We start from the raw sequence: 22294 nt of genomic DNA on the forward strand, positions 1-22294 counted from the left end.
TTTTTTAAATTTCACAAAACAAGAACGTGCATTCGTATTCATGAGGTGGTAGAATAAAGATAACAGAACAAAGGGAGCGTTGAAATGAGTTCAATCACTTTTTTACATATCGCGGATTTACATTTGGACAGCCCATTTTCAGGTTTAGCTAGCCTTCCGACTGAAATATTTAAGCGTGTACAAGAAAGTACTTTTACATCTTTGACTAGATTAATCAATATTGCAATTGAGAAAAAGGTAGATTTCGTAGTGATTGCTGGTGATTTATTTGACGGAGAAGATCGCAGCCTTCGTGCACAGTCCCGATTTCGAAAGGAAATGGAACGACTAAAAGAACATAACATTGAAGCTTTTGTCATTCACGGGAATCACGACCATCTTAGCGGAAACTGGCCACATTTTAAGTGGCCAAGCAATGTCCATGTGTTTCAAAATGAAAAAGTCGATGTAATTCCTTATATAAAAAATGGGGAAACAATTGCAAACATTTACGGCTTTAGTTATGCAAAGAGAGCCGTGCTTGAAAACAAAACCTCATCTTATGAAAAAAAAGAAGATGCACCCTTTCATATAGGCATCTTACACGGTAGCAGAGAAGGGGAAGGTGCACATAGTCGCTATGCGCCATTCTTACTTTCAGATCTCAAGCAAAAAGGATTCGATTACTGGGCCCTAGGGCATATTCACACAAGAGAGATTCTTTCCGAAGAGCCACCTATTGTATATCCTGGCAATATCCAAGGAAGACATAAAAAAGAAACTGGTGAAAAAGGTGGTTATCTTGTAAAGCTTTCGAAGACCGGAGCAGACTTTACATTTTTCCCAACATCAGATCTTATATGGGAGAATACGACAATCGACATTTCTGAGATCGCTAGTTTTGACCAGCTTGTTGATGAGACACTTTCCCATCTAGATGATTTTCGTAAAGAAAACCAGGGCATATTTTTAACGATTGAATTTACAGGAACAGGTCCACTCCATGATCAACTTCAAGATAAAGGGATGCAAGAAGACCTATTATCACTTTTAAACGATGACATTACAGTAAAGAATTTTGTTTATGTTGTGGAAATGAAACAAGACACACAATTGGAATTTGATAGAGAAAAAGTAAAGCATGACTCTCATTTTATTGGAGATTTGTTAGAAAATATGGAGACATATCAGGATTTTAATCAGGCACTACTTCCTTTACGGAACCACCAAAGCTTTCGTAGGTATATTGACACTTTTACAAGCGAAGAACTACATGAAATACTTCAAGATGCTGAAAAACTGATCCTACGGGAACTGTACCATTCAAACAGGGGGTGATGATATGAAAATCATCGGCATTCAGATTTATGGTTATGGAAAATTAGAAAATGTAGAAATTGGAAGTCTATCACCTAACCTACAAGTTTTTTATGGTCAAAATGAAGCTGGAAAATCCACACTAATGTCTTTTGTTCATAGCATAATATTTGGATTTCCAACGAAACAACAGAATGAACAACGCTATATTCCGAAAACAGGAACAAAATATGGTGGTAAGCTAATAATCAAAACCGATGATTATGGAACGGTTATAATTGAAAGACTGCCAGGAAAAGCGGCAGGGGATGTATCCGTCTATTTACCAGATGGAACTGTTAAAGGAGAGGACTTTATTTCTGAGCTTTTCCAGGGAATGGATAAAAATCTCTATCAAAATGTATATTCCTTCAATATCCATGGGCTACAAGGTATACATAACTTAAAGAGCGAAGATGTAGGGAGATTTTTATTTTCTGCTGGAACAGTTGGAACAGATGCATTGCTTGAATTACAAAATAAATTAACAAAGGAAATGGATAATTTATATAAGCCAAAAGGGAAGAATCCTCCCCTTAATACGGAATTGAACCGATTAAAGGAGGAGCATACAAAAGTTTCGAAATGGCAGGAAAAAAACAATGAATATGAAGAATTAATAGAAAATCAGCATCTAATTGAAAAAGAACTAAGAAACCTAGACTCTAGAAAACAATTCCTAAAGGACAAAATTCAAGAGTCGGAAAAACTACAATCGATTCAGCCAATTTTAGAAGAATATCAAACATTGGAATATCAATTGACAAGTTTACCCATCTTCGAACCCTACCCGGAGGATGGATTGAAGCGTTTTGAACAAATACAGGCGCTGATCAAACCATATGAAGCACAACTAAAAACTTTACAAACAAAATCTTTAGAATTGGGCAGGGAAAAAAGCTCTATCCAAGTAACCTCACAATATCTTGAAAATGAACAGCAAATTATGGAATTGGTCGAAAACAAGAGTCTGTTTGCTGAAAAACAGAACAGGTTACAGCTAGTGTCGAAAGAACTTCAACAGATTGAGGATGATATACAACAATTAAAAAGTAGACTCAATCTAGCAATCTCAGAGGAAAAAGTTGAGGAACTCGACTTAAGTATTGCTGCAAAAGATTTGTTTTCAGAAATTGTTTCAGAGTCAGCACGCCATAAACAGCAGAAGCATTTTCTAGATGATAATTTCACTAGAACAAAGGATGAATTCGAAGCTAGTGAACAAAAACTCAAGGAGCTTAAGCAGCAAATACTTTCTGATGAGGAAAGAGAGGTTCTTGAAAAAAAGAAAAGCCAATATACAGCGAAAGAAAACTTAGAAAAAGAGAAAGTATTGATTGAAGATGAAATAAATAGAATAAATCAACAAATCCAAAGAGTGACTGCAAGAGAAACAGAAAATAAAACTAAACTAACTCGTTTATTTTATGGAATAGGTTTAGTATTGCTACTTTCATCTGTTTATTTTTATATCTCACAAGAGTGGCTAACAGCTGGAATATTAACCGCTCTAGCTCTTCTCATGCTACCAGTCGGAAAAATGGTCACCTCACAGACGACTTCCTACATCATTCAAGAACTTGAGAATGACAGAGAAAGTCTTATGAAAAAGCTGGATCCGATTCTAGAAAGGCTTAAAAACCAAAATCCTATAAATGATGAGGATATCACAGCAAGACTTCTTCGTGATCAGCAAGTTAGGCAGCAAATCCAAATTGAAAATGCTACTCTACATCAAAATGAACGTGCATATGATAAGGTGCTTACAGGCTTTGAGGAATGGGAGAAAGTTGGTTTTTCTATTGAAGAAAAAGCTGCAAACATAAAGAAAACATACGAAATTCCGGAGCAAGTATCGAATGAGCGATTAATGGATGCATTTCAAATCCTTGAGGCAATTCGGGATAAGGTCATGAGACTACAAAATCTTTCTGTGCAAAAAATTGAACTCCAAAAAGAGATTTCTGATTTTCAAAATAAAATAAACATGGTTGCAAATCGGTTAAATATTCAAGACCAAGTTCCTATCAAAATCGATCAATTTTCAATCCGATTACAGGAAGAAAACAAGAAAAATGAGCTACTTTTACAAATTGAAGAAAAATTAAAGGAAGCAACTGACCAGAAAGAAAAGCTAGAATTAGAAATTGGCCACCTTCAGAAGGAAAGTTACATTTTATGGGATTTGGCCGAGGTTCCAAACGAAGAAATGTTTCGGGCAAAGGGACAAGCAAATGGGCATGCTAAAGAAATTAAGGAACGCATGAACTTTCTTAACGCTCAACTCGGGCGGTTTGGAGAATTAGTGAACAACTGCAGTGTTGAAATAAATTATGAAAGTCGAATTGAAGAAATATCAGCTGAAATCACAAATCTTTTTGAACTTGAAAAAGAGAAGCAACGCCAGTTATCTGCTATCAATCATCGTGTGCAAGAACTTGAAGAGGGTGGAACCTATGCAGATTTTCTTCATTCCTATGAAGCAAGTAAAACATTAGTTAAGGATCATGCGAAAAAATGGGCTACATTTGCCCTTGCTAAGGATATTCTATCAAAAACAGTTGATCAGTATCGAAAACTACGGCTTCCAAAGGTTATAGAAAAGGCTGAACATTATTTTTCAATATTAACTGATAATAGATACAATAAGATCTATATGGATCATGAAATTGATGGTTTTATTGTTGAGGATGAAAAAGGTCTTCGTTATAAACCAGATGAGCTCAGCCAGGCAACCTCAGAACAATTTTATATAGCTCTTCGATTTTCACTTGCAAAGACGATGCATCCAAATAAATCATATCCATTTATTATTGATGATAGCTTCGTTAATTTTGATTCAAACCGATTATCAAGTGCGCTTTCTTTAATCAAAGAGCTATCACAGGACAATCAGGTCCTTTTATTTACATGTCATCAACATGTTCTGGAAGAATTTAGCGGAGTAGAATCTATCAAATTAGGTACTGAAGAAATCAAAGATAACCACAGCAGTATGCTATAATTTTGATAGAAATAGAGAAATTAAATTGAAGGATTTTTAGATAAAAAACAACAAGCAGGGGGAGAATATATGGAAAAAGGTATTGTTCATTATGATGTTGGACAGCAGGTTGATGTGTTTTTATTTATTAAATCATCAACTAAAGGGATTGCGAGTAACGGTAAACCATTCCTAACGTTAATATTTCAGGATAAAAGCGGGGAAATTGAAGCAAAGCTTTGGGATGCGACACCTGATGATGAAGTTAATTATGCAGCCCAAAAAATAGTAAGACTTGCAGGGGAAATTAATAGTTATCGTGGTCGCAACCAGTTGAAAATCCGAAATCTTCGCCCTGTAACGAATTTGGATGGGGTTACCATTTCAGATTTTCTTGAGGTTGCACCAGTTCCACAGGATGAAATGGCTTCAAAAATTACACAATATATTTTTGAAATGAAGAATTCTAATATCCAGAGAATAACGAGACATCTATTGAAAAAACATCAAGCTGCCTTTTATGAATTTCCAGCCGCTACTAAGAATCACCATGAATTTGTGTCTGGCTTAGCCTATCATGTTGTCTCAATGCTTGACTTAGCAAAATCAATTGCTCACCTTTATCCATCACTCGATACGGATTTATTATACTCGGGAATCATCTTACATGATTTAGGGAAGGTAACTGAGCTGTCAGGCCCAATTTCAACGACATATACAATTGAAGGAACTTTATTAGGGCATATTTCCATAATGGTTAATGAAATTGGACAGGCGGCAGTAGAACTTGGTATCGAAGGAGAAGAGGTGACTGTTCTTCAACATATCATTCTAAGCCATCATGGAAAGGCTGAATGGGGTAGCCCTAAGCCTCCAATGATTAAGGAAGCAGAGATTCTTCATTATATTGACAATCTAGATGCAAAAATGAACATGTTAGATCGTGCTTTAGAACGAGTGAAACCAGGTGAATTCTCAGAACGGGTCTTTGCCTTAGATAATCGAAGCTTTTATAAGCCAACCTTTCATAAATAAACAATGATTAAACTCGACTCGAAATTTAAAGAGTCGAGTTTTTTTATAATATAATTTAACTTTTAATGGAAAGCTATGAAAAAAACGAGGTACGCAAAAATGGTAAAAGTAATAATACTATCTTTCCTTTTTTTCTTAACAACCCATTCTTCTGCCATTGCGGCAACTGAATATGATGAAAAAGACAGCCCATTAAGCTTTAAAGTAGAAATGATTCCATGGGATATGGTAAATGAGATACTTCCTAGAAAATCCTTTTTTACAATCATTGATGTTGAAACAGGCCTTCAATTTCGTGTGCAAAGAAGGGCGGGAAGCAGGCATGCGGATGTTCAACCTCTTACAATAGATGATACAAAAATAATGAAAAAAATCTACAGTGGAAAATGGAGCTGGAAGCGAAGAGCGATTATCGTGAAGTATGGTGATCAAATGATTGCAGCTTCGATGCATGGAATGCCACATGGGGCTGGTGCATTAAAAAACGGTTTTCCTGGACATTTTTGTGTTCATTTCTTAGGGAGTACCACCCATACCTCAAAAGAGCCTGATTTTGCTCATAAGCTTATGTTATTAAAAGCGGGCGGAAAGCTTGATGAATACATTGGTAATGCTGACCCATATCATCTGATTGAAATATTTGCTACAGGTATTAATCAAACTGACCGGAAAATTATTAAGCAAACATTACTCCCGAATTCAAAAAATAAGAGGCTTAACAATGCCTTAAATCAAATTTCGATATTCACAATCACAAATATGTCCTATTTGCCTTTGAGTGATTTAAAGGGACTCTTAAGTATGGAAATTCCTGTGGAGGTTGAAATATACAGGGAAAATAATGGGAAGGAACGAAAACAAATTGTTTTCATCTTAGTTCGTGACAGTATTGTTGACCGTTGGTATATTCAACAACAAGAATTGCAAAAACAACTCTAACTTTATTCAGTAGAAGTTCACTCTTTCTAGTATGAAATGAAAGGATTAAAGTATAAAAATAGTGTAGGGTTTCAATCCAGGCTGAATAAAGTTAAAGCCTCCGGCGGATGCCACGATTTTTCAAAGGAAGTTTTCCAGCATTAACTGGCACTAAGCCCTTACGAAGGGCAATTGCCAGTAAAAGCCTGATAAAGTGAACGAAGACTAAGAACGCCACGTGATGTGGCAACGTCTTCGTGACCCACTTCCTGTGGGTTCAACTATCAATCTGTGATAGTGCTTCACAGTTTGAAGTTTCACTGTATCTCGCAAAAGATCAAAGGCTAAGAACGCCATTTCCTGTGGCAACGTCTTTGTGACCCATCTCGTGTGGGCCTAAAAAAATCGGGCGCAAATACGCCAAGGCGCATTTGATTAAATTGTAAAAAATAAGAAAATGATGAAGGATTTTTACATTTTTTGTTGAATTCTGTAAATGATGGTTTTGATAAGGAGTGATTAAGATGACGTCAACTAAATCTCTTTTTTATGGGTTGTTAATTGGAAGTGTAATCGGTAGTGTTTCTGTCCTTCTAAGTACACCATCTTCTGGACAAGACTTTAGAAGGACTTTGAAAAATAATCAAAAACACATTTCTAAAAACTTGAATCGGGTAGTTTCAGAAGGGAAATCTCTAACTGAACAAGTCTCTAGGTCAACTGTTCAAGCAGTAAATACAATAACCGAAGTTTCTGGTGAGTTTAGAAATTCATTCAATCATTGGAAAAAAGAAATCGTAGGTAATCAAAAAAGTATTCAAAAAGAGCTTTTAGACATAGAAAGCGCTTTAGAAAAACTCGAAAAAGCGGTTACAACCAAGTGAACTCAAATTTTTTTCGCTAAATTTTAAAATTTTGTAAAATTACATCTTTATTAATTTTTACTTTATTGGCATAATAGTAATAAGAGAAATAGAAAAGTGGGTGAATCTATGAAACATGAAGAAAAAATGGCCTCCATCAAAGAAGCGCTCCTTTTTAGTCAGAGAATCGCACAACTTAGTAAGGCATTATGGAAGTCTATTGAAAAGGACTGGCAACAATGGATCAAGCCTTATGATTTAAATATTAATGAGCATCATATTATTTGGATAGCGTATCATTTGAAAGGTGCTTCTATTTCAGAGATTGCTAAGTTTGGAGTTATGCATGTTTCGACTGCATTTAACTTTTCTAAAAAGTTAGAGGAACGTGGACTACTACAATTTTCAAAAAAGGAAAATGATAAGCGTAATACGTATATCGAGTTGACTCCAGAAGGAGAAGAGATCTTTTTAAAAATTGTGGAAGCGTATAATCCTATTAAAAATGGGGTATTGGAGGGGGCACTTCCACTTAAAAAACTTTACGGAAAGTTTCCAGAAATCGTTGAAGTAATGAGTATTGTTCGTAATATTTATGGAGATGATTATATGGAAATCTTCGAAAAGTCTTTCAAAAATTTCGAGGATGACTTTATAGAGATAGATGGCAAGCTTTACAAGCGAGTTGAAGAAAAATTAGAAATGTAAATCAAATGCGCCTTAGCAATAGGTTAAAAGCGGTGTGAAAATGACAAATCCCTCCGCTTTTTATTTTTTGCATTCTATGCTCAACTCTTCACAAATTAGAGTGCCCAAAAACACGAAAAAAGTCGAAAAAACATGGATTTTATCGTTCTTTTGGATACCTATTGCATTTTTGTTAGAAACAAAGTAAAGTAATTTAGTAAGTTTAGAGTATCTAATTTAACATTATGATTTGGACATGATTTCTACTTACTTTACTTCTTATGATTGCGGATGGTGATTTAGTATGACTTGCTGGAAAACCATTAATCTTTCAAAGGATTATGGATTCCATCGAATTATCTTGATATCCTTGATATCAATGTTCATAGCATTTATTCTCTTTTATTTACCTATGAATCTCCTGCATTCTTCTACCCAACTTAGAGAAGATGGAGCAATTTATTTTTTATTAGCTTTGTTATTGATTTATCCGTTACATGCGACTTTGCATGTTTTACCATTCTGGATTACTGGTAAGAAGCTTACCTTAACTTTTAAATGGATGTACGGAATCATTCCAATTGTTTCAACACGTTCAAAACATTCACTTTCTAAACCGTTTATAATTTTTGTAATGGGTACACCATTTTTATTCATTACTGCACTTATGCTATGTGCATGTGTTGTATTTCCAGGCTATATTCATTATTTTTCCATTATTGCAGCGATCAATTTTGGTTTATGTGTTCCTGACTTTATTTATTTAGGTCAGTTTATTAAGGCGCCGAGATCTTGTACGGTTGAAGAAATAGAGGATGGCTATGATATCTTAATTCACAATTAAGCTTTAACTTTATTCAGCAGAAGCCCTGAATAAAGTTAAATCCTCCGGTGGATGCCACGATTTTTCAAAGGAAATTTTTCGAGCTTAGGATCAAAGACTAAGAACGCCACGTCCTGTGGAAACGTCTTTGTTACCCACCTCGTGTGGGCCTAAAAAAATCTGGCGCAAATACGCAAAATGCGCATTTGATTACAAGGGGTGTTAAAATAAAGCTAAATACTTGGGAGTTTATTAAGATTTTTATATGCCATGGCGCATTTGAAGATGGGGGGATTAGGAGTGATCATATTTTATATTCCATTTGCTGCTTTTATTTTATTTTATATTAATCAAATGACTTACCGGCTTTGTGAGCAAAAAGAAATTCCTGATGACCGCCAGCCAAAAGTATATCGAACAATCAATATTTTAATTACTATTTTACTAATTTCCTCTTATGTGGAGGTCTTGTTTACGTAAAAATGGAAAAGGATGACCGGAGTTTGGTCATCCTTTTTCATTTTTATAACGATACTTTTTAGTTTTTACACTTTCTGTTATCGCAGAAAGGTTTTTTAGAAGCACCAAGAAGCACCAACGATTATTAATAGGATGAATAACACTACGATTAGCGCAAATCCACCTGCGTGTCCGTGACTCATAATAACACCTCCATTTTTCTTAATACGGTATTTTATGCGAAATCATTTGTGAACGAATAGGCTTTTGTCTCGCTTCTAGGAATTCTTTTCACGATTACCTAAAGTTTTGAACCTTTGAAGGATAGCACCTTTTTTCCAGTTCTCTATATCCTATTCCCAAAAAGCCTAGCTGACTGTTCGAATGTCCCATATTTTTGTATAACTTTTTTAGAAAATGTTTTCTTTCTTTTTTAAAAGTATGATATAGTAATTTTTGTACCCTTGGACAAACCGTATATAAAAAATGTATATAGTAGGAGTGTGTGTAATGAAGAAATCAATAATTGCTCTAACGGCGGCAGTAGGTATTTTTGGCTTAAGTGCATGTAACAATGCCGACGATTCAGCAGTGCTTGTTGAAACAAAAGCAGGAAATGTAACAAAAGAAGAATTATATAATGCAATGAAGGATCAAGCAGGTGCTGTTATCCTTAAAGATTTAGTTTATACAAAAGTGCTATCTGAGAAATATGAAGTTACCGATAAAGAATTAGATGCAAAATATGAGGAAATGCAAGCTGCTTTAGGTGCTCAATTTGATGCAATCGTTGAGCAAAACGGGGAAGATTTTGTACGCGAACTTTTAAAATCTGATATGCTGAAAGAAAAAGCTGCTCTGGATGCAGTTGAAGTAAAAGAAGGCGAAGTGGTTAAGGCAAGCCATATCTTAGCGAAATTTTCTGATAATCCAACTGCAGAGGTAACTGAGGAACAAAAAGCAGAAGCTAAGAAGAAAATTGACGAAGCCAAAGCCAAGCTTGATAGCGGAGAAAAGTTTGAAGATGTAGCCAAGGAATTATCTGACGATGGTTCTGCCCAAAATGGTGGTGACCTAGGCTGGTTCGGAAAAGGACGTATGGTTCCTGAATTCGAAGAAACTGCATTTGCTCTTAAAGAAGGCGAAACAAGCGACATTATCGAATCACAATTTGGTTATCATATTATTAAAGTAACAGGAACAGTTGATGACTTCGATAAGAAGGATAAAGAGCAGCAAGATGAAATCCGTAAAGCTCTACTTCAAGCAGACCAAACTGGAACTACCCTTCAAAAAGCTTTAGATAAAGCAATGAAGGATGCAGATGTAAAAGTGAAGGATAAAGAATTTAATGATTTATTTAAAACTGAAGCTGCTGCAGAATAAGTAGTGTTACAATACACAAAAGGACCGTTTTATAGGAAACGGTCCTTTTTTTGGTTGTCTAGCTCTAGGCACCATCGGCTCGAGGTCACTAGCCAATGGCTTTGGATTGTAAAATGGGCCTTCTATTAGCGCTTTTCTTGTGCTTGTCGCCGATGAACATGCGCATAGAGCTTTTCTATTTTACATTGCTTCTGGTTTATTCATTCGGTCTGATCTTTTTTCTTTTTCCTCGTTCATTCGTTCGATGTAAACATTGCCTTCTTGCTCAATATAGGAGTCTTCAATTTTCCTCTCCTCCCTTGATGTTCGAATCACCATATATGCACTAAAAAGTACTCCAAATAATGCTACATATACAAACCAAGGTACTGAAAACATCGCAATCCACTCCTTGTCCCACTATTTACTTCTACTATATGATGAAAAATGACTAGATATCACTAAAATTCATAGATTTTTAACGTGGAAGTGATTGGCTATCGACGATAATTAGATTCTATCGATTTTAATTAGATTCTATCGATTTTATTTGGATTCTATCGACGTTATTTTGGTTCTATCCTTTTTATTTTAAATCTATCAGTTTTATTTTAGTTCTATCGATTTTAGGCCAAATGAAACAAAAAAATGAACAGAAAAAGGGTGTCCGACACCTAGTCGGACACCCGTCAAAATCTGATTATGCACTGACTGTAAAGTTTGTACGTTTAATAATTTGTTGTGCAATTGGATGAATAATAGCCATTGCAATAATACCCATTACAGTTGTCGGCAGGACTACAGTCAAGAACAATCCGATGAATGTTCCAGGAAGACCAGCGACGATAAGTGCAACACTTAAGAAAACAATTCCAGAAACTAGAATTCCTACAGCAGTCACCGCACATATCATTACTATTGACTTGGTGTACTTTCTTGCAGCAATGAAAACGCCATAGAATACGAATGCTGAAATTACCTTATCGAATGGGCTCGCAATTTGGCCACCTGGGAAACCAGTTGTCAAAGCTGAAATTATACCAGCGACAATCGCAACAAGCAGTACGTATTTCTTTTCAGGAAATAGGATAATTCCTAAAAACATCATGACCAACAATAAGTCAGGCTTCATTCCAAGGTAAATCGGTGGCATTACCGCATGCAGAACAGCACCCATTCCAATTAATAATGATAATAGTACTAAAACCTTTGTATTCATTTCTCATCTCTCCTCAGCTTTTCTAAGCTACATTTTTTGGGATTCTCCAATAGTGCACTCATTGCCTATTGCGAAAATCTTAACTCTTATTATATCAGACTATGAACCTACTTTAAAGTTTTTAATTTTCTGATTTAAAGGCTTTCATAAATGAAGTAAGTGCTTCAACAGATTTATATGGAACTGCATTGTAGATGGATGCACGGCAGCCACCGATTGAACGATGTCCATTTAAGCCAACAAAACCTTTTTCCTTTGCTTGTGCTAAAAACTTTTTCGTAAGTTCTTCACTTGGAAGTGTGTATGACACGTTCATAATGGACCGGCTCCCTTCCTTTGGGTGAGCCTTATAGAAACCATCTGATTCGTCAATTGTAGTATATAAAAGTGCTGCTTTTTCCTTGTTCTTTGCTTCAATCGCAGGCACGCCACCTTGTTCCTTCACCCATTCAAGGACAAGTGATAGCATGTAAATTGAAAAAGTTGGTGGTGTGTTATAAAGAGAATTTGACTTAACATATGTATTGTAATCCAACATGGTTGGCAGATTGCTGTTACCTTGTTTTAATAGGGAATCCTTAATAATGGCAACAGTTACTCCAGAAGGACCGAGATTTTTTTGCGCACCTGCATAGATCATGCCGAATTGTTCAACATTGATTTCTTTACACAAAATGTCACTAGACATATCTGCAATTAATGGAATATCAGTGTAGGTTGGGTAATTCTCCCATTGTGTTCCATAAATAGTGTTGTTAGAAGTAATGTGAACATATGCAGAGTTGGCCGAAGGGTTGGCCACATTTACTTCAGGGATAAAGCTATATTTTTCTTCTTTACTTGATGCAATTACATTTGTATTTCCAATTTTTTTAGCTTCATCAAGTGCTTTTTGTGACCATACACCTGTTAAAATATAGTCTGCCGTTTTATCAGGTGTTAAAAAATTCATTGGAATCATTGAGAATTGTAGGCTAGCGCCACCTTGTAAAAACAACACCTGGTAGTCATCTGGAATGCGCATAAGAGCACGTAAATCAGAAATAGCTTGTTGATGAACTTGGTCATATACCTTGCTGCGATGGCTTAATTCCATTACAGACATTCCGGTCCCTTTGAAATTGAGCAGTTCAGCTTGTGCACGGTTTAACACTTCAAATGGCAGAGCAGAAGGACCGGCATTAAAATTGTAAGCTCGTTGCATGGTTGATTCCTCCTAATTTATTGCTTTAGTTGAATAAAGCTATCTTATCACGTTTTTGCAAAAAAAAAGAGAGAATTTTTTTAAAAAAATGAAGATAACGCTTGCAGGATGTAAAAAAGACAAGACGTAATGTCCTGTCTTCAAAAAATTAATTTTGGATTGCTTTAGATATACTTGAAGCAATATTTTGTAAATCCTCGCCTGTATACTGATTTTCATGTGACTTCCAGACGATGCCAAATCCATCGCCTTTTCCATAACGTGGAATGAGGTGGAGGTGGAAATGGAAGACAGATTGTCCAGCTTGTTCTCCATTGTTTTGTAAAAGGTTCATTCCGATTGGATTGAATTCTTTTTTGATTGCATTTGCAATAGATGGAACAACCTCAAAGATGTGTTGGGCGATTTCAGGTGTTAGTTCAAATACGTTTTCTTTATGTACTTTTGGTATGACAAGCGTATGTCCTTTTGAAACCTGACTGAGGTCTAAGAAGGCATAAACATGTTCGTTTTCGAATACTTTGGCACTTGGAATATCTCCATTGATAATTTTACAAAAAATACAATCACTCATTTATGTCCATTCCTTTCAAATTCACTTATTAAATAGTATTTTATCATAGGTTCCAAAGATGTAAAAATTATCATGTGTGTTTATCAAATACGCCGTGGCGTATTTGTGTCCAGATTTTTTAGGCCCACAAGAGGTGGGTCACAAAGACGTTGCCACATGAAGTGGCGTTCTTAGTCTTTGATCTTATGCTCGAAAAGCACCTTTGAAAATCTGTGACATCCGCCGGAGGCTTGTTTAATATTATTTAGCAGGGTTTCATTCCGGCTAAATAATATTAAACAAAAAACAGGATGCAATCGCAAAGGATGCATCCTGTTCTCGAAGAAGGCTCAAGTTAAAAGGTTATCGGTATCTGCGATAAACACCTCATTTTTTTAGGAATGAAAGTTTTTATCTAATGGAGTGAGTCAAATCCTTGGTTCAAGCGGACCATCCCCTTGTCTTTTATATATAAGTTTTTTTACGACTTATATTACGACTAGGTAGCCTTTAACAAACACCTCATTTACAAAATAATGTTATTTTGTTAGTGGTCATTTGTTTCGAACTGGCTTTCTCTCACATTTCCCAAAGTAACCATCCCCTTATAACAGGTATAAAAAGCTGTCGTCTAAAACAAGGATATTGTCTTTAACAAACACCTCATTCCAGGTAGATGATTAACATCAAGGCTTTTTTGTTGCCCTCTTCAAAAATTAGTATGGCTCTTGAGCAAAGATTTATGCAAAACTTTTTAACAATAATTACTCAGGTTTAATCCCGAGTAATTATTGTTAAAGCCTCCGGCGATGCCACGATTTTTTAGCGGAAATTTTTCGAGTAGAAAGATCAAAGACTAAGTACGCCACTTCCTGTGGGCCTAAAATCGGGCGGAAAATATGCCAAGGCATATTTGGTCTATGTAAAAATGGCAATTTTTGATATGATAAATAGAAATAAATGAAGGTAAGAAGGGAGCTTTACATGGCACTATTAGAGATAAAAAATCTAACAGGTGGATACACAAAAAATCCCGTTTTAAAGGATGTTTCCTTTCAAGTCAAACAAAATGAAATTGTAGGATTAATTGGATTAAACGGTGCAGGGAAAAGTACGACAATAAAACATATTATTGGTTTGATGGACCCGAAAAAAGGGTCAATTCAAATCAAAGGGAAAACGATTCAAGAAGATATGGAAGCCTATCGATCCATGTTTAGTTTTATTCCTGAAACACCAATACTTTATGATGAATTGACACTCTATGAACATCTAGAATTAACCGCAATGGCCTATGGGTTAGATAAGAAAGTATACGAAGAAAGAGTACAACCTTTATTAAAGGAATTTCGAATGGAAAAAAAGGTGAAGTTCTTCCCTGCCCATTTTTCAAAGGGGATGAAGCAAAAGGTAATGATTATGTGTGCCTTTCTTGTTGAGCCTGACCTTTATATCATTGACGAGCCATTTGTTGGATTAGATCCGCTTGGTATTCAATCTTTATTAGAAATAATGAACAAAATGAAAAATCAAGGAGCAGGTATCTTAATGTCGACCCATATTTTAGCGACAGCAGAAAGATATTGTGATTCCTTTATCATTTTACATAACGGGAAGGTAAAGGCTTCTGGAACCTTAGAGGATCTCAGGCAGCAATTTAAAATGGAGAACGCCACACTTGATGATATTTATATCAGCCTGACAAAGGAAGAAGAAAATGATTGATATCAAAGAATTATGGAGTAAGCGTCAGACACAACATTTCAAGGAAATAAGCCGTTATTTACGATATATGTTGAATGACCATTTATTGATTGCACTTCTTTTTTTAGGAGGGGGAGGGGCGTACTATTATAATTATTGGCTACAGGATGTTCCAAAAAAATTTCCATATGCCTTTATCATTGCGCTTGTTTTAGGACTTATTTTAACGAACAGTCGTATCCAAACTTTGGTGAAAGAGCCTGACCTTGTTTTCTTACTACCAATTGAAAAAAAGCTAACCCCTTATTTTCAAAAGGCATTTTGGTACAGCCTGTTTTCTCAAATTTATTTATTATTGATTGTATTTGCGATAGCGGCACCGTTGTATCTAGCAGTTACAGATAAAACCTTTTCGTCTTTAGCAGCGATTTTTGTGATTGTTATAGTGTGTAAAGCATGGAACCTTTTAATGACATGGTTTACACAACATTTTACCGAAAATTCAACTTATAATGCAGACATTTCAATTCGTCTTATATTAAATATCGTACTGATGTATTTATTATTTTCTGGTGCATCGATTCTTTTTATCGGCTGTGTCGCTGTTATTATGATTGGGTTGCTTCTTTATTTTCATAAGGCAGTTGAAAATAAAGGGCTAAAATGGAATACACTTGTTGATTTAGAATCGAAGAGGATGCTCACTTTTTATCGTATCGCAAATTTATTTACTGATGTTCCAAAGCTGAAGGAGCGAGTGAAAAAGCGTTCGTGGCTTAATTGGGTTACAGGGTTTATTTCGTATTCAAAGAAAAACACATTTCGTTATCTATACACACGTACCTTCTTACGGACAAGTGATTATTTAGGGATGTACGTTAGGTTAACGATTATTGGAGCATTGATCATTTATTTCGTCCCATTTGAATATGGGAAAGCCTTTGTCATGATTTTATTTCTATATTTAACGGGCTACCAGCTTATCACATTATGGAGACATCATGGCTTAAAAATATGGGTTCGTTTATATCCGGTAAGTGAAGCCACAAAGTTAGCTTCCTATTTACAGTTTTTATTCCAGCTACTTGTTGTACAATCGGTGATATTTATCTTAAGTTTGCTACTATCTGCTCAAATCAAAACAGCAATCATTTTATTAGTAGCAGGACTTGTGTTTGTTTATCTATTTGTGTTTGTATATACGAAAGGGAAAGTACGTAAGCTTGACCAAATGTATGGATAAATAAATGAAACCTTTTCTTTTGGCTACACGTAGAAATACAAAACAATAAGAAGGGTAGAGGTCCATGAACGATTCATATATGTTAACGGTAGAAGAGGAATTATTCCAATGGCGTAAAAAGCTGATTAAAAAGTCGAATATGCTTCAACGGGTATCGAAAAAAGCACAAACAAAAGTGAATGAACTGATACCTGAAAAAGCCCATACAGTCATTACGGAAAGTATTAAAAAAATGGTTCAAGCTACTTTAGCTGGTTCGGAATATACAACTAAGGGAAACTATCCTCACGGGATGACATTACAGGTAAAAGAAAAATTAATTGAAGAAAAGCTAACAGTTTATAGACGTACCGCTGCAGCAGAGGGAGCGGGAACGGGAGCAGGAGGATTTTTATTATCAATCGCTGATTTTCCCTTGCTTCTTTCGATAAAAATGAAGTTCTTATTTGAAGTGGCTGCAATTCATGGATTTGATACAAAAAACTATGAGGAACGCCTTTTCTTATTGCAAGTATTCCAGCTCGCTTTCTCAAGCGATGAGCATAAAAAGAGAACATTAAAGTTGATTGAGAATTGGGAGGAAGAAAAGCCTCGACTAGTGGAATTGGATTGGCGGGTTTTTCAGCAGGAGTATCGGGATTATATCGATTTCGTGAAAATGCTTCAATTACTGCCAGGTATCGGAGCCGTCGTTGGTGCATATGCAAATTATAATCTTCTTGATCACTTAGGTGAAACCGCAAAAAATTGTTATCGATTACGAATATTAACATAATAAAAACGCAAGGATGCTGAAGTGAAAACAACATTCTTGCGTTTCTTAACTTTATTCATCAGAACTCTGCTACTTCTGATGAATAAAGTTATAGCCTGCGGCGGATGCCACGATTTTTCAAAGGAATCTTTTCCCGCATTAACTGGTACTAAGCCCTCATGGAGGGCCAACTACCAGTAAATGCCCGATTGGTTCAACTAACAATCTGTGGCGTAAGGCATCCACAGATTGAAGTTTCACTGTATCTCGCAGTAAGATTAAAGACTAATAGCGCCACTTCCTGTGGCAACGTCTTTATGACCCACTTCCTGTGGGCCTAAAAATCGGGCGCAAATACGCCAAGGCGTATTTGATTAGACAGTAGCTTCCTCTGATTTTTCTACTGATAGGTATTTTAAGGTTGCAGTACCTAATGTTTTTGCAGCAATAAGCATGGCTTTTTCATCAATATCAAATTTAGGATGGTGATGTGGATAGGCAGCTGATTCATCTACTGGCATTGCTCCGGTAAAGAAAAAGGTTCCAGGCACATGCTGTAAATAATAGGCGAAATCCTCGCCACCCATTTGTGGTGCAGTTTCTTCCACTTGCATTACACCTGGTACATTTCCAGCTGCTTCAACAAGAAAATCAGTTTGTTCCTTATGATTGACAACAGCAGGGTAGCCACGGTGGAAAGCATATGTGTAAGTAGAATCTGTTGCGATACATGTACCCTTTACGATTCGCTCAATTTCTGTCTCGATTTGATATCGAACATCCTCACTAAATGTCCTTACGGTTCCCTCAAGTTTAGCTGAGTCTGCGATTACATTAAACGGATTTTCAGCAACGAAGGAGCCAAGTGTTACGACTGCAGATTCAATCGGATCAACTCGTCTACTTACAATTTGCTGTAAATTCATCACAAGCTGGGAGCCGATAACAATTGCATCTTTTGTTGTATGTGGATGCGCACCGTGCCCGCCAGATCCTTGAACCTTAATTTCAAAACGGTCTGCAGCAGCCATGATAGGACCAACACGGTATTCAATCGTTCCTGTAGGAATGCTTGCCCATAAATGTGTTCCAAAAATAACGTCTACACCATCAAGACAGCCATCCTCAATCATCGAAATTGCACCACCTGGAGCGAATTCTTCTGCATGTTGGTGGATAAGGACAACTGTTCCTGCTAGTTGCTCTTTCATTTCATGAAGGGATTTCGCGAGTACAAGTAATGTAGCGGTATGCCCATCATGCCCACAAGCATGCATAACACCAGGAACTGTAGATTTATAAGGAACATCCTTTTCATCTTGAATTGGAAGTGCATCAAAATCGGCCCTTAGTGCAACAGTAGGACCTGGCTTGCTACCGTGAATTTTTGCAACAATTCCATTACCGCCAACATTTGTGCGAACCTCTACACCAATGTTTTTATAGTAATTTGTGATGTATTCTGCTGTTTTATATTCTTTAAAAGAAACTTCTGGGTGTTGATGTAAGTAACGGCGTATATCAACCATTTCAGCGTATTTATTATCTAAAGCATCATATAGATTATGTAACATTCCCGATTCTCCCCTCTTTGTAATACGAATAAATTATATCATGATTATTTAGATTTTTATTACTTTTCATGAAAAAAGGAGGCAAAATGGCCCCCTTAATAGATAGTTTCTAACAATGCATTTCCGTTTTTCGCAACTCTTACTTTCGCGCGTTTTGCATTCTGTTGAAGTTCCAAACCCGTTCCTTCTTTTACAAAATAGCTTTCGATTCCGAGGATGACCTCATTATAACCATTGTACTTACCAGCAATTAGAACCTCATCTTCAGCAAGTTGATATTTTTTAGGCTCAATGGAGTTGAGAATTTTCTCACGTTGATAAACTCCATCCTTATCTTTTTTGGCAAGGATGTAAACACGATTTCCGGTTTGGACATTTTTTAATTCATGAACTTCTGCAATCTCATAACGCAAGATAACGTAATCCCCCTGAAGCATAGATCGGGGATCCACCGGGGCCAACTCGAGTGTAATTTCTTTTCCGTTTTTCAAAAGTGATTCATTACCTCCAACTTGGTAACCGACAAAGCCTAATTGAAGAAGGAGTATGAGTCCAATTAAACTCCACTGCTTCTTTGTAAAGAATTTTTCATTATTGATTATGTTCACACCGGACCGTCGATCAAAGAATTGGGTGATTGCAAAGAAGATAAACCCAATAATTAGAAGTGAGAGAGATTTGTGTACAAGTGACCAAACCAAATCATAATAAGTTGAAATAAATAATGCAATCCAGAAAACAAGCGTCATACGAAACATAAATACATCGTCATTCCGTGAGTAGAAAAGGACTAATGATGTCGTAATGATAAAAAACACAAGACTATATAATATTTCCTGCCATAACAAATTATCTAAAAAGGTAAGTGCATAGAAAAAGCTTAGGGCATAGAAAGAACTAATTCTTGTTAATTTAGTTTCTGATCGAACTAAATAATAGATAATTGCGTTTAGCAGGGCAAAACCTATAAATACAAACTCTGAGTGTTCCCATAGTCCCAAATCATCTAAGATAAGATTCAAGGAACATCCAATGATTGTTGTATAGCTTAAAAATCGAATAATTCCATCCTTCATGACGATTGTGACCGCGACCGATACGATTAAAAAGAAAATCGTGATTGGCGTCGATAGGAAAAATGCTTCGAGTAGACCAGAGAAGAATCCGATAAACAGTAACGTATTTCGGACATAGGGTCCAAGCTTTTTCACAAATAAACCTACACTTATAAATAATATACTTAAAACGACAGTTGCATAAACACTAGAAAATAGTAGGAAGAGGACTCCTCCGAAACTAATTGAAAACATGAAAGATCCAATAAGGGTAACAATCACAATTAATGTGCCTTTCATCGCTTGACCGATTGGGGTTTCTGTATGCTTTGAAGATAGATGTCTTGCCAGTAGAACTCCACCAATAATAAGGGCAATCGAGGCAATTGAGCCTAGTATTTGTAATCCAAGATATCCGATTGCATCTCCGAATAAAAACGGGATTTCAATAATTTTCGTACATACGTAAATACTAACCATTGTGAACAAGATAATTGAAATATACTTATCAATTTTCTTTGTTACCAAATAGAAATATGAAATGGCAGCAATCGCAATATATAATACATTTGTCCATCCACTATACGGCTCATACAATTCGAAAATACTCATTGCGATTAACATAATATGTGTCATTGTATAGGACATATATCTAATCGCTTTATTTGCTAATAAATGTGTAAGGGTAAGGAAGAATAGGATTAAATTAATAGTTGCAATGACGAGAAATATGAGCCACTCCTGAAAATCTGTACGAACAATGAAGTATGAGGAGGGATTCATATAGAACCAATATGCAAGATGAAAAAGCACAAAGCTTAATATAGATAAGGGTGCATAACGTGTGGTAATTGCAAGCAGTAACGCAGGTACTAGCCAAATAAGAAAAAGTACATAACTGTCTGCATGAGAATTGTAAATTTGACCAATTAATGCAACACATAAACCGAAGGATATTGCACCTGCGACTAATAGCCATTTCCCTAAAAATATTTGATGCGAAAGGAATTTTGTAGAAAGGACTGATAACAAATAAAATAAAGCAATCGCAGCTACTGCAAGAGCAACTTTTTCAAATCGTGTAAATTCTGGCCAATTCGCAGCAAAAAAGTAAAGAACGCCAGATAAAATCAATACAATCGAAGCAAAGTAACCAAATGGAATCAGCTTCTTCATTTAATACTCCCCATTTCCACTAGGAAAAATAAAAGTTAAAACTTTTCTACTAGTACTATATGTTATGATGTTAAATCGTTGTAACGATTATAATATATTTTTCCAAAAATGATACCAATATTTAATGAACAAATTCATAAAAGATAAAAGTAATTTGGGGAAACCTATTCTCGAGGTGAATTACTTATGGAATTGTTTTCAGCAGAGTTTTTTTCAGCTCTACTTGCAATTGTAGTAATTGATCTCGTCTTAGCGGGCGACAATGCGATTGTAATCGGTTTAGCCGCAAGAAATTTACCACAGGAACTGCAAAAAAAGGCAATTATCTGGGGAACAGTCGGGGCAATTGTAATTCGTGCAGCAGCAACATTAGCTGTAGTATGGCTCCTTGAGCTTCCGGGATTACATCTTATTGGGGGAATACTCCTAGTTTGGATTGCTGTCAAGCTCCTCACAGATGATCAAGATGAACATGAAATAGAAGCCAAAGGGTCCTTTGGAGCAGCAATAAGAACAATTATTGTAGCTGATGCATTAATGGGACTGGATAACGTTCTTGGAGTTGCTGGTGCTGCCCATGGTAACTTTTTATTAGTAGTCATTGGGTTAATTATATCCGTACCAATTATGGTTTGGGGAAGCACACTGTTTATTAAATTAATTGATCGTTTTCCAATCATTGTTACAATCGGTGCGGCAATACTTGCTTGGACAGCAGCGAAGATGATCGTAGGAGAACCGTTCCTACATGATTTCTTTGAAAATCCTTGGCTCAAATATACATTCGAAGCGCTAGTTATTATCGCTGTTGTGCTAATTGGAACAAAGATGAAGAAAACAAAAGCACAGTCAATACGAGAAAAACAGAAAGCTTCTTAGAAGGGGTGGCCATCAAGGCCACCTTTTATATGTAAAAAAAGGGACGCATAAATTTTGGAGAATAATGGATACTATTAACGAATTTGGTATATATAGATGAAAGGAAGTATTTACATGAAAAGATGGACTAGTTTTGTATTACTGATAAGTTTCTTTCTTTTAGGAGGAATATATGCAAACGCTGAAATGGAGAAGGATGCCCAAAAGCCAAAAATAGAGCTAACTGATAAGCAAAAGCAAGAGCTTGATAAGCTCTATCTTGAGCTCCTTGAAACAAAAAAAACAATAATTAACAAATATGTTGAATTTGGTGTACTTCCAAAAGAGAAAGCCGATACAAGGCTTAACTGGTTAGATGAACATTATCAAAAAATTAGAGAACAAGGATACATACCAATGCATCACCATAAAAAGCATAGAGATGATAAAGATAAGATCGATCATGATTAACTTAATTCAGCACAA

21 protein-coding genes are annotated in these 22294 nt (G+C 35.9%); 14 read left to right on the forward strand and 7 right to left on the reverse strand.

Annotation, left to right across the window (positions count from 1 at the left end; translation table 11 throughout):
• The first annotated feature begins 84 nt into the window (after positions 1-84).
• From V7097_RS19585 to V7097_RS19620, 8 genes are all read left to right on the forward strand, one after another.
• Positions 85-1317, forward strand: a complete 1233-nt coding sequence (locus V7097_RS19585; protein WP_335705331.1) for a metallophosphoesterase family protein — start codon at positions 85-87, stop codon at positions 1315-1317.
• A 4-nt stretch (positions 1318-1321) separates the two neighbouring features.
• A complete protein-coding gene (locus tag V7097_RS19590; RefSeq protein WP_335705332.1) occupies positions 1322-4339 on the forward strand; it encodes an ATP-binding protein in 3018 nt (1005 codons plus the stop codon).
• Between the two features lie 69 nt (positions 4340-4408).
• Positions 4409-5353, forward strand: coding sequence for a 3'-5' exoribonuclease YhaM (gene yhaM / locus V7097_RS19595; RefSeq protein ID WP_335705333.1), 945 nt, complete (start codon positions 4409-4411; stop codon positions 5351-5353).
• Positions 5354-5452: 99 nt separating this feature from the next.
• Positions 5453-6292 (forward strand): hypothetical protein, encoded by an 840-nt coding sequence (locus V7097_RS19600; protein WP_335705334.1) that lies wholly within the window; start codon positions 5453-5455, stop codon positions 6290-6292.
• A gap of 503 nt (positions 6293-6795) precedes the next feature.
• Positions 6796-7155 carry a YtxH domain-containing protein gene (locus tag V7097_RS19605; RefSeq protein WP_335705335.1) on the forward strand — a complete coding sequence of 120 codons (360 nt, stop codon included), beginning with the start codon at positions 6796-6798 and terminating at the stop codon, positions 7153-7155.
• Positions 7156-7263: 108 nt separating this feature from the next.
• Positions 7264-7842 carry an HTH-type transcriptional regulator Hpr gene (locus tag V7097_RS19610; RefSeq protein ID WP_335705336.1) on the forward strand — a complete coding sequence of 193 codons (579 nt, stop codon included), beginning with the start codon at positions 7264-7266 and terminating at the stop codon, positions 7840-7842.
• A 283-nt stretch (positions 7843-8125) separates the two neighbouring features.
• Positions 8126-8665, forward strand: a complete 540-nt coding sequence (locus tag V7097_RS19615) for a DUF3267 domain-containing protein (protein ID WP_335705337.1) — start codon at positions 8126-8128, stop codon at positions 8663-8665.
• Between the two features lie 264 nt (positions 8666-8929).
• On the forward strand, positions 8930-9124 hold the full coding sequence (locus tag V7097_RS19620) for a hypothetical protein (protein WP_412898787.1): 195 nt from the start codon (positions 8930-8932) through the stop codon (positions 9122-9124).
• Positions 9125-9219: 95 nt separating this feature from the next.
• Here the strand turns inward: V7097_RS19620 and V7097_RS19625 are convergent, their stop codons facing one another.
• Positions 9220-9306 carry a YjcZ family sporulation protein gene (locus V7097_RS19625; RefSeq protein ID WP_335705364.1) on the reverse strand — a complete coding sequence of 29 codons (87 nt, stop codon included), beginning with the start codon at positions 9304-9306 and terminating at the stop codon, positions 9220-9222.
• A gap of 307 nt (positions 9307-9613) precedes the next feature.
• On the opposite strand from V7097_RS19625, the gene V7097_RS19630 reads away from it, so the two are divergent.
• Positions 9614-10489, forward strand: coding sequence for a peptidylprolyl isomerase (locus tag V7097_RS19630; protein ID WP_335705339.1), 876 nt, complete (start codon positions 9614-9616; stop codon positions 10487-10489).
• Positions 10490-10669: 180 nt separating this feature from the next.
• On the opposite strand, the gene V7097_RS19635 is transcribed toward V7097_RS19630, so the two are convergent.
• The 4 genes from V7097_RS19635 to V7097_RS19650 form a co-directional block, all read right to left on the reverse strand.
• Positions 10670-10867 (reverse strand): sporulation YhaL family protein, encoded by a 198-nt coding sequence (locus tag V7097_RS19635; RefSeq protein WP_335705340.1) that lies wholly within the window; start codon positions 10865-10867, stop codon positions 10670-10672.
• A gap of 301 nt (positions 10868-11168) precedes the next feature.
• A complete protein-coding gene (locus tag V7097_RS19640; RefSeq protein ID WP_335705341.1) occupies positions 11169-11687 on the reverse strand; it encodes a tryptophan transporter in 519 nt (172 codons plus the stop codon).
• A 121-nt stretch (positions 11688-11808) separates the two neighbouring features.
• Positions 11809-12891, reverse strand: a complete 1083-nt coding sequence (gene serC, locus V7097_RS19645; RefSeq protein WP_335705342.1) for a 3-phosphoserine/phosphohydroxythreonine transaminase — start codon at positions 12889-12891, stop codon at positions 11809-11811.
• A 148-nt stretch (positions 12892-13039) separates the two neighbouring features.
• Entirely contained in the window at positions 13040-13465 is a 426-nt protein-coding gene (locus tag V7097_RS19650) for an HIT family protein (RefSeq protein ID WP_335705343.1), read from the reverse strand.
• 963 nt (positions 13466-14428) lie between these two features.
• On the opposite strand from V7097_RS19650, the gene V7097_RS19655 reads away from it, so the two are divergent.
• The 3 genes from V7097_RS19655 (at position 14429) to V7097_RS19665 (ending at position 17166) form a co-directional block, all read left to right on the forward strand.
• Complete coding sequence (locus tag V7097_RS19655) at positions 14429-15169, forward strand: ABC transporter ATP-binding protein (RefSeq protein WP_335705344.1); 741 nt, start codon at positions 14429-14431, stop codon at positions 15167-15169.
• Complete coding sequence (locus tag V7097_RS19660) at positions 15162-16391, forward strand: ABC transporter permease (RefSeq protein WP_335705345.1); 1230 nt, start codon at positions 15162-15164, stop codon at positions 16389-16391. Before V7097_RS19655 ends, V7097_RS19660 begins: the two co-directional genes overlap by 8 nt.
• A gap of 64 nt (positions 16392-16455) precedes the next feature.
• On the forward strand, positions 16456-17166 hold the full coding sequence (locus tag V7097_RS19665) for an EcsC family protein (RefSeq protein ID WP_335705346.1): 711 nt from the start codon (positions 16456-16458) through the stop codon (positions 17164-17166).
• A 353-nt stretch (positions 17167-17519) separates the two neighbouring features.
• On the opposite strand, the gene V7097_RS19670 is transcribed toward V7097_RS19665, so the two are convergent.
• Positions 17520-18719, reverse strand: a complete 1200-nt coding sequence (locus V7097_RS19670) for a M20 family metallopeptidase (RefSeq protein WP_335705347.1) — start codon at positions 18717-18719, stop codon at positions 17520-17522.
• Positions 18720-18814: 95 nt separating this feature from the next.
• Positions 18815-20950 carry a GDYXXLXY domain-containing protein gene (locus tag V7097_RS19675; RefSeq protein WP_335705348.1) on the reverse strand — a complete coding sequence of 712 codons (2136 nt, stop codon included), beginning with the start codon at positions 20948-20950 and terminating at the stop codon, positions 18815-18817.
• Positions 20951-21136: 186 nt separating this feature from the next.
• On the opposite strand from V7097_RS19675, the gene V7097_RS19680 reads away from it, so the two are divergent.
• Positions 21137-21829 carry a TerC family protein gene (locus V7097_RS19680; RefSeq protein WP_335705349.1) on the forward strand — a complete coding sequence of 231 codons (693 nt, stop codon included), beginning with the start codon at positions 21137-21139 and terminating at the stop codon, positions 21827-21829.
• A gap of 114 nt (positions 21830-21943) precedes the next feature.
• Positions 21944-22279, forward strand: a complete 336-nt coding sequence (locus tag V7097_RS19685) for a YckD family protein (protein WP_335705350.1) — start codon at positions 21944-21946, stop codon at positions 22277-22279.
• Positions 22280-22294 lie beyond the last annotated feature (15 nt).

It is taken from the genome of Bacillus sp. JJ1562, assembly GCF_036962705.1.
Classification (GTDB): domain Bacteria; phylum Bacillota; class Bacilli; order Bacillales; family Bacillaceae_L; genus Ferdinandcohnia.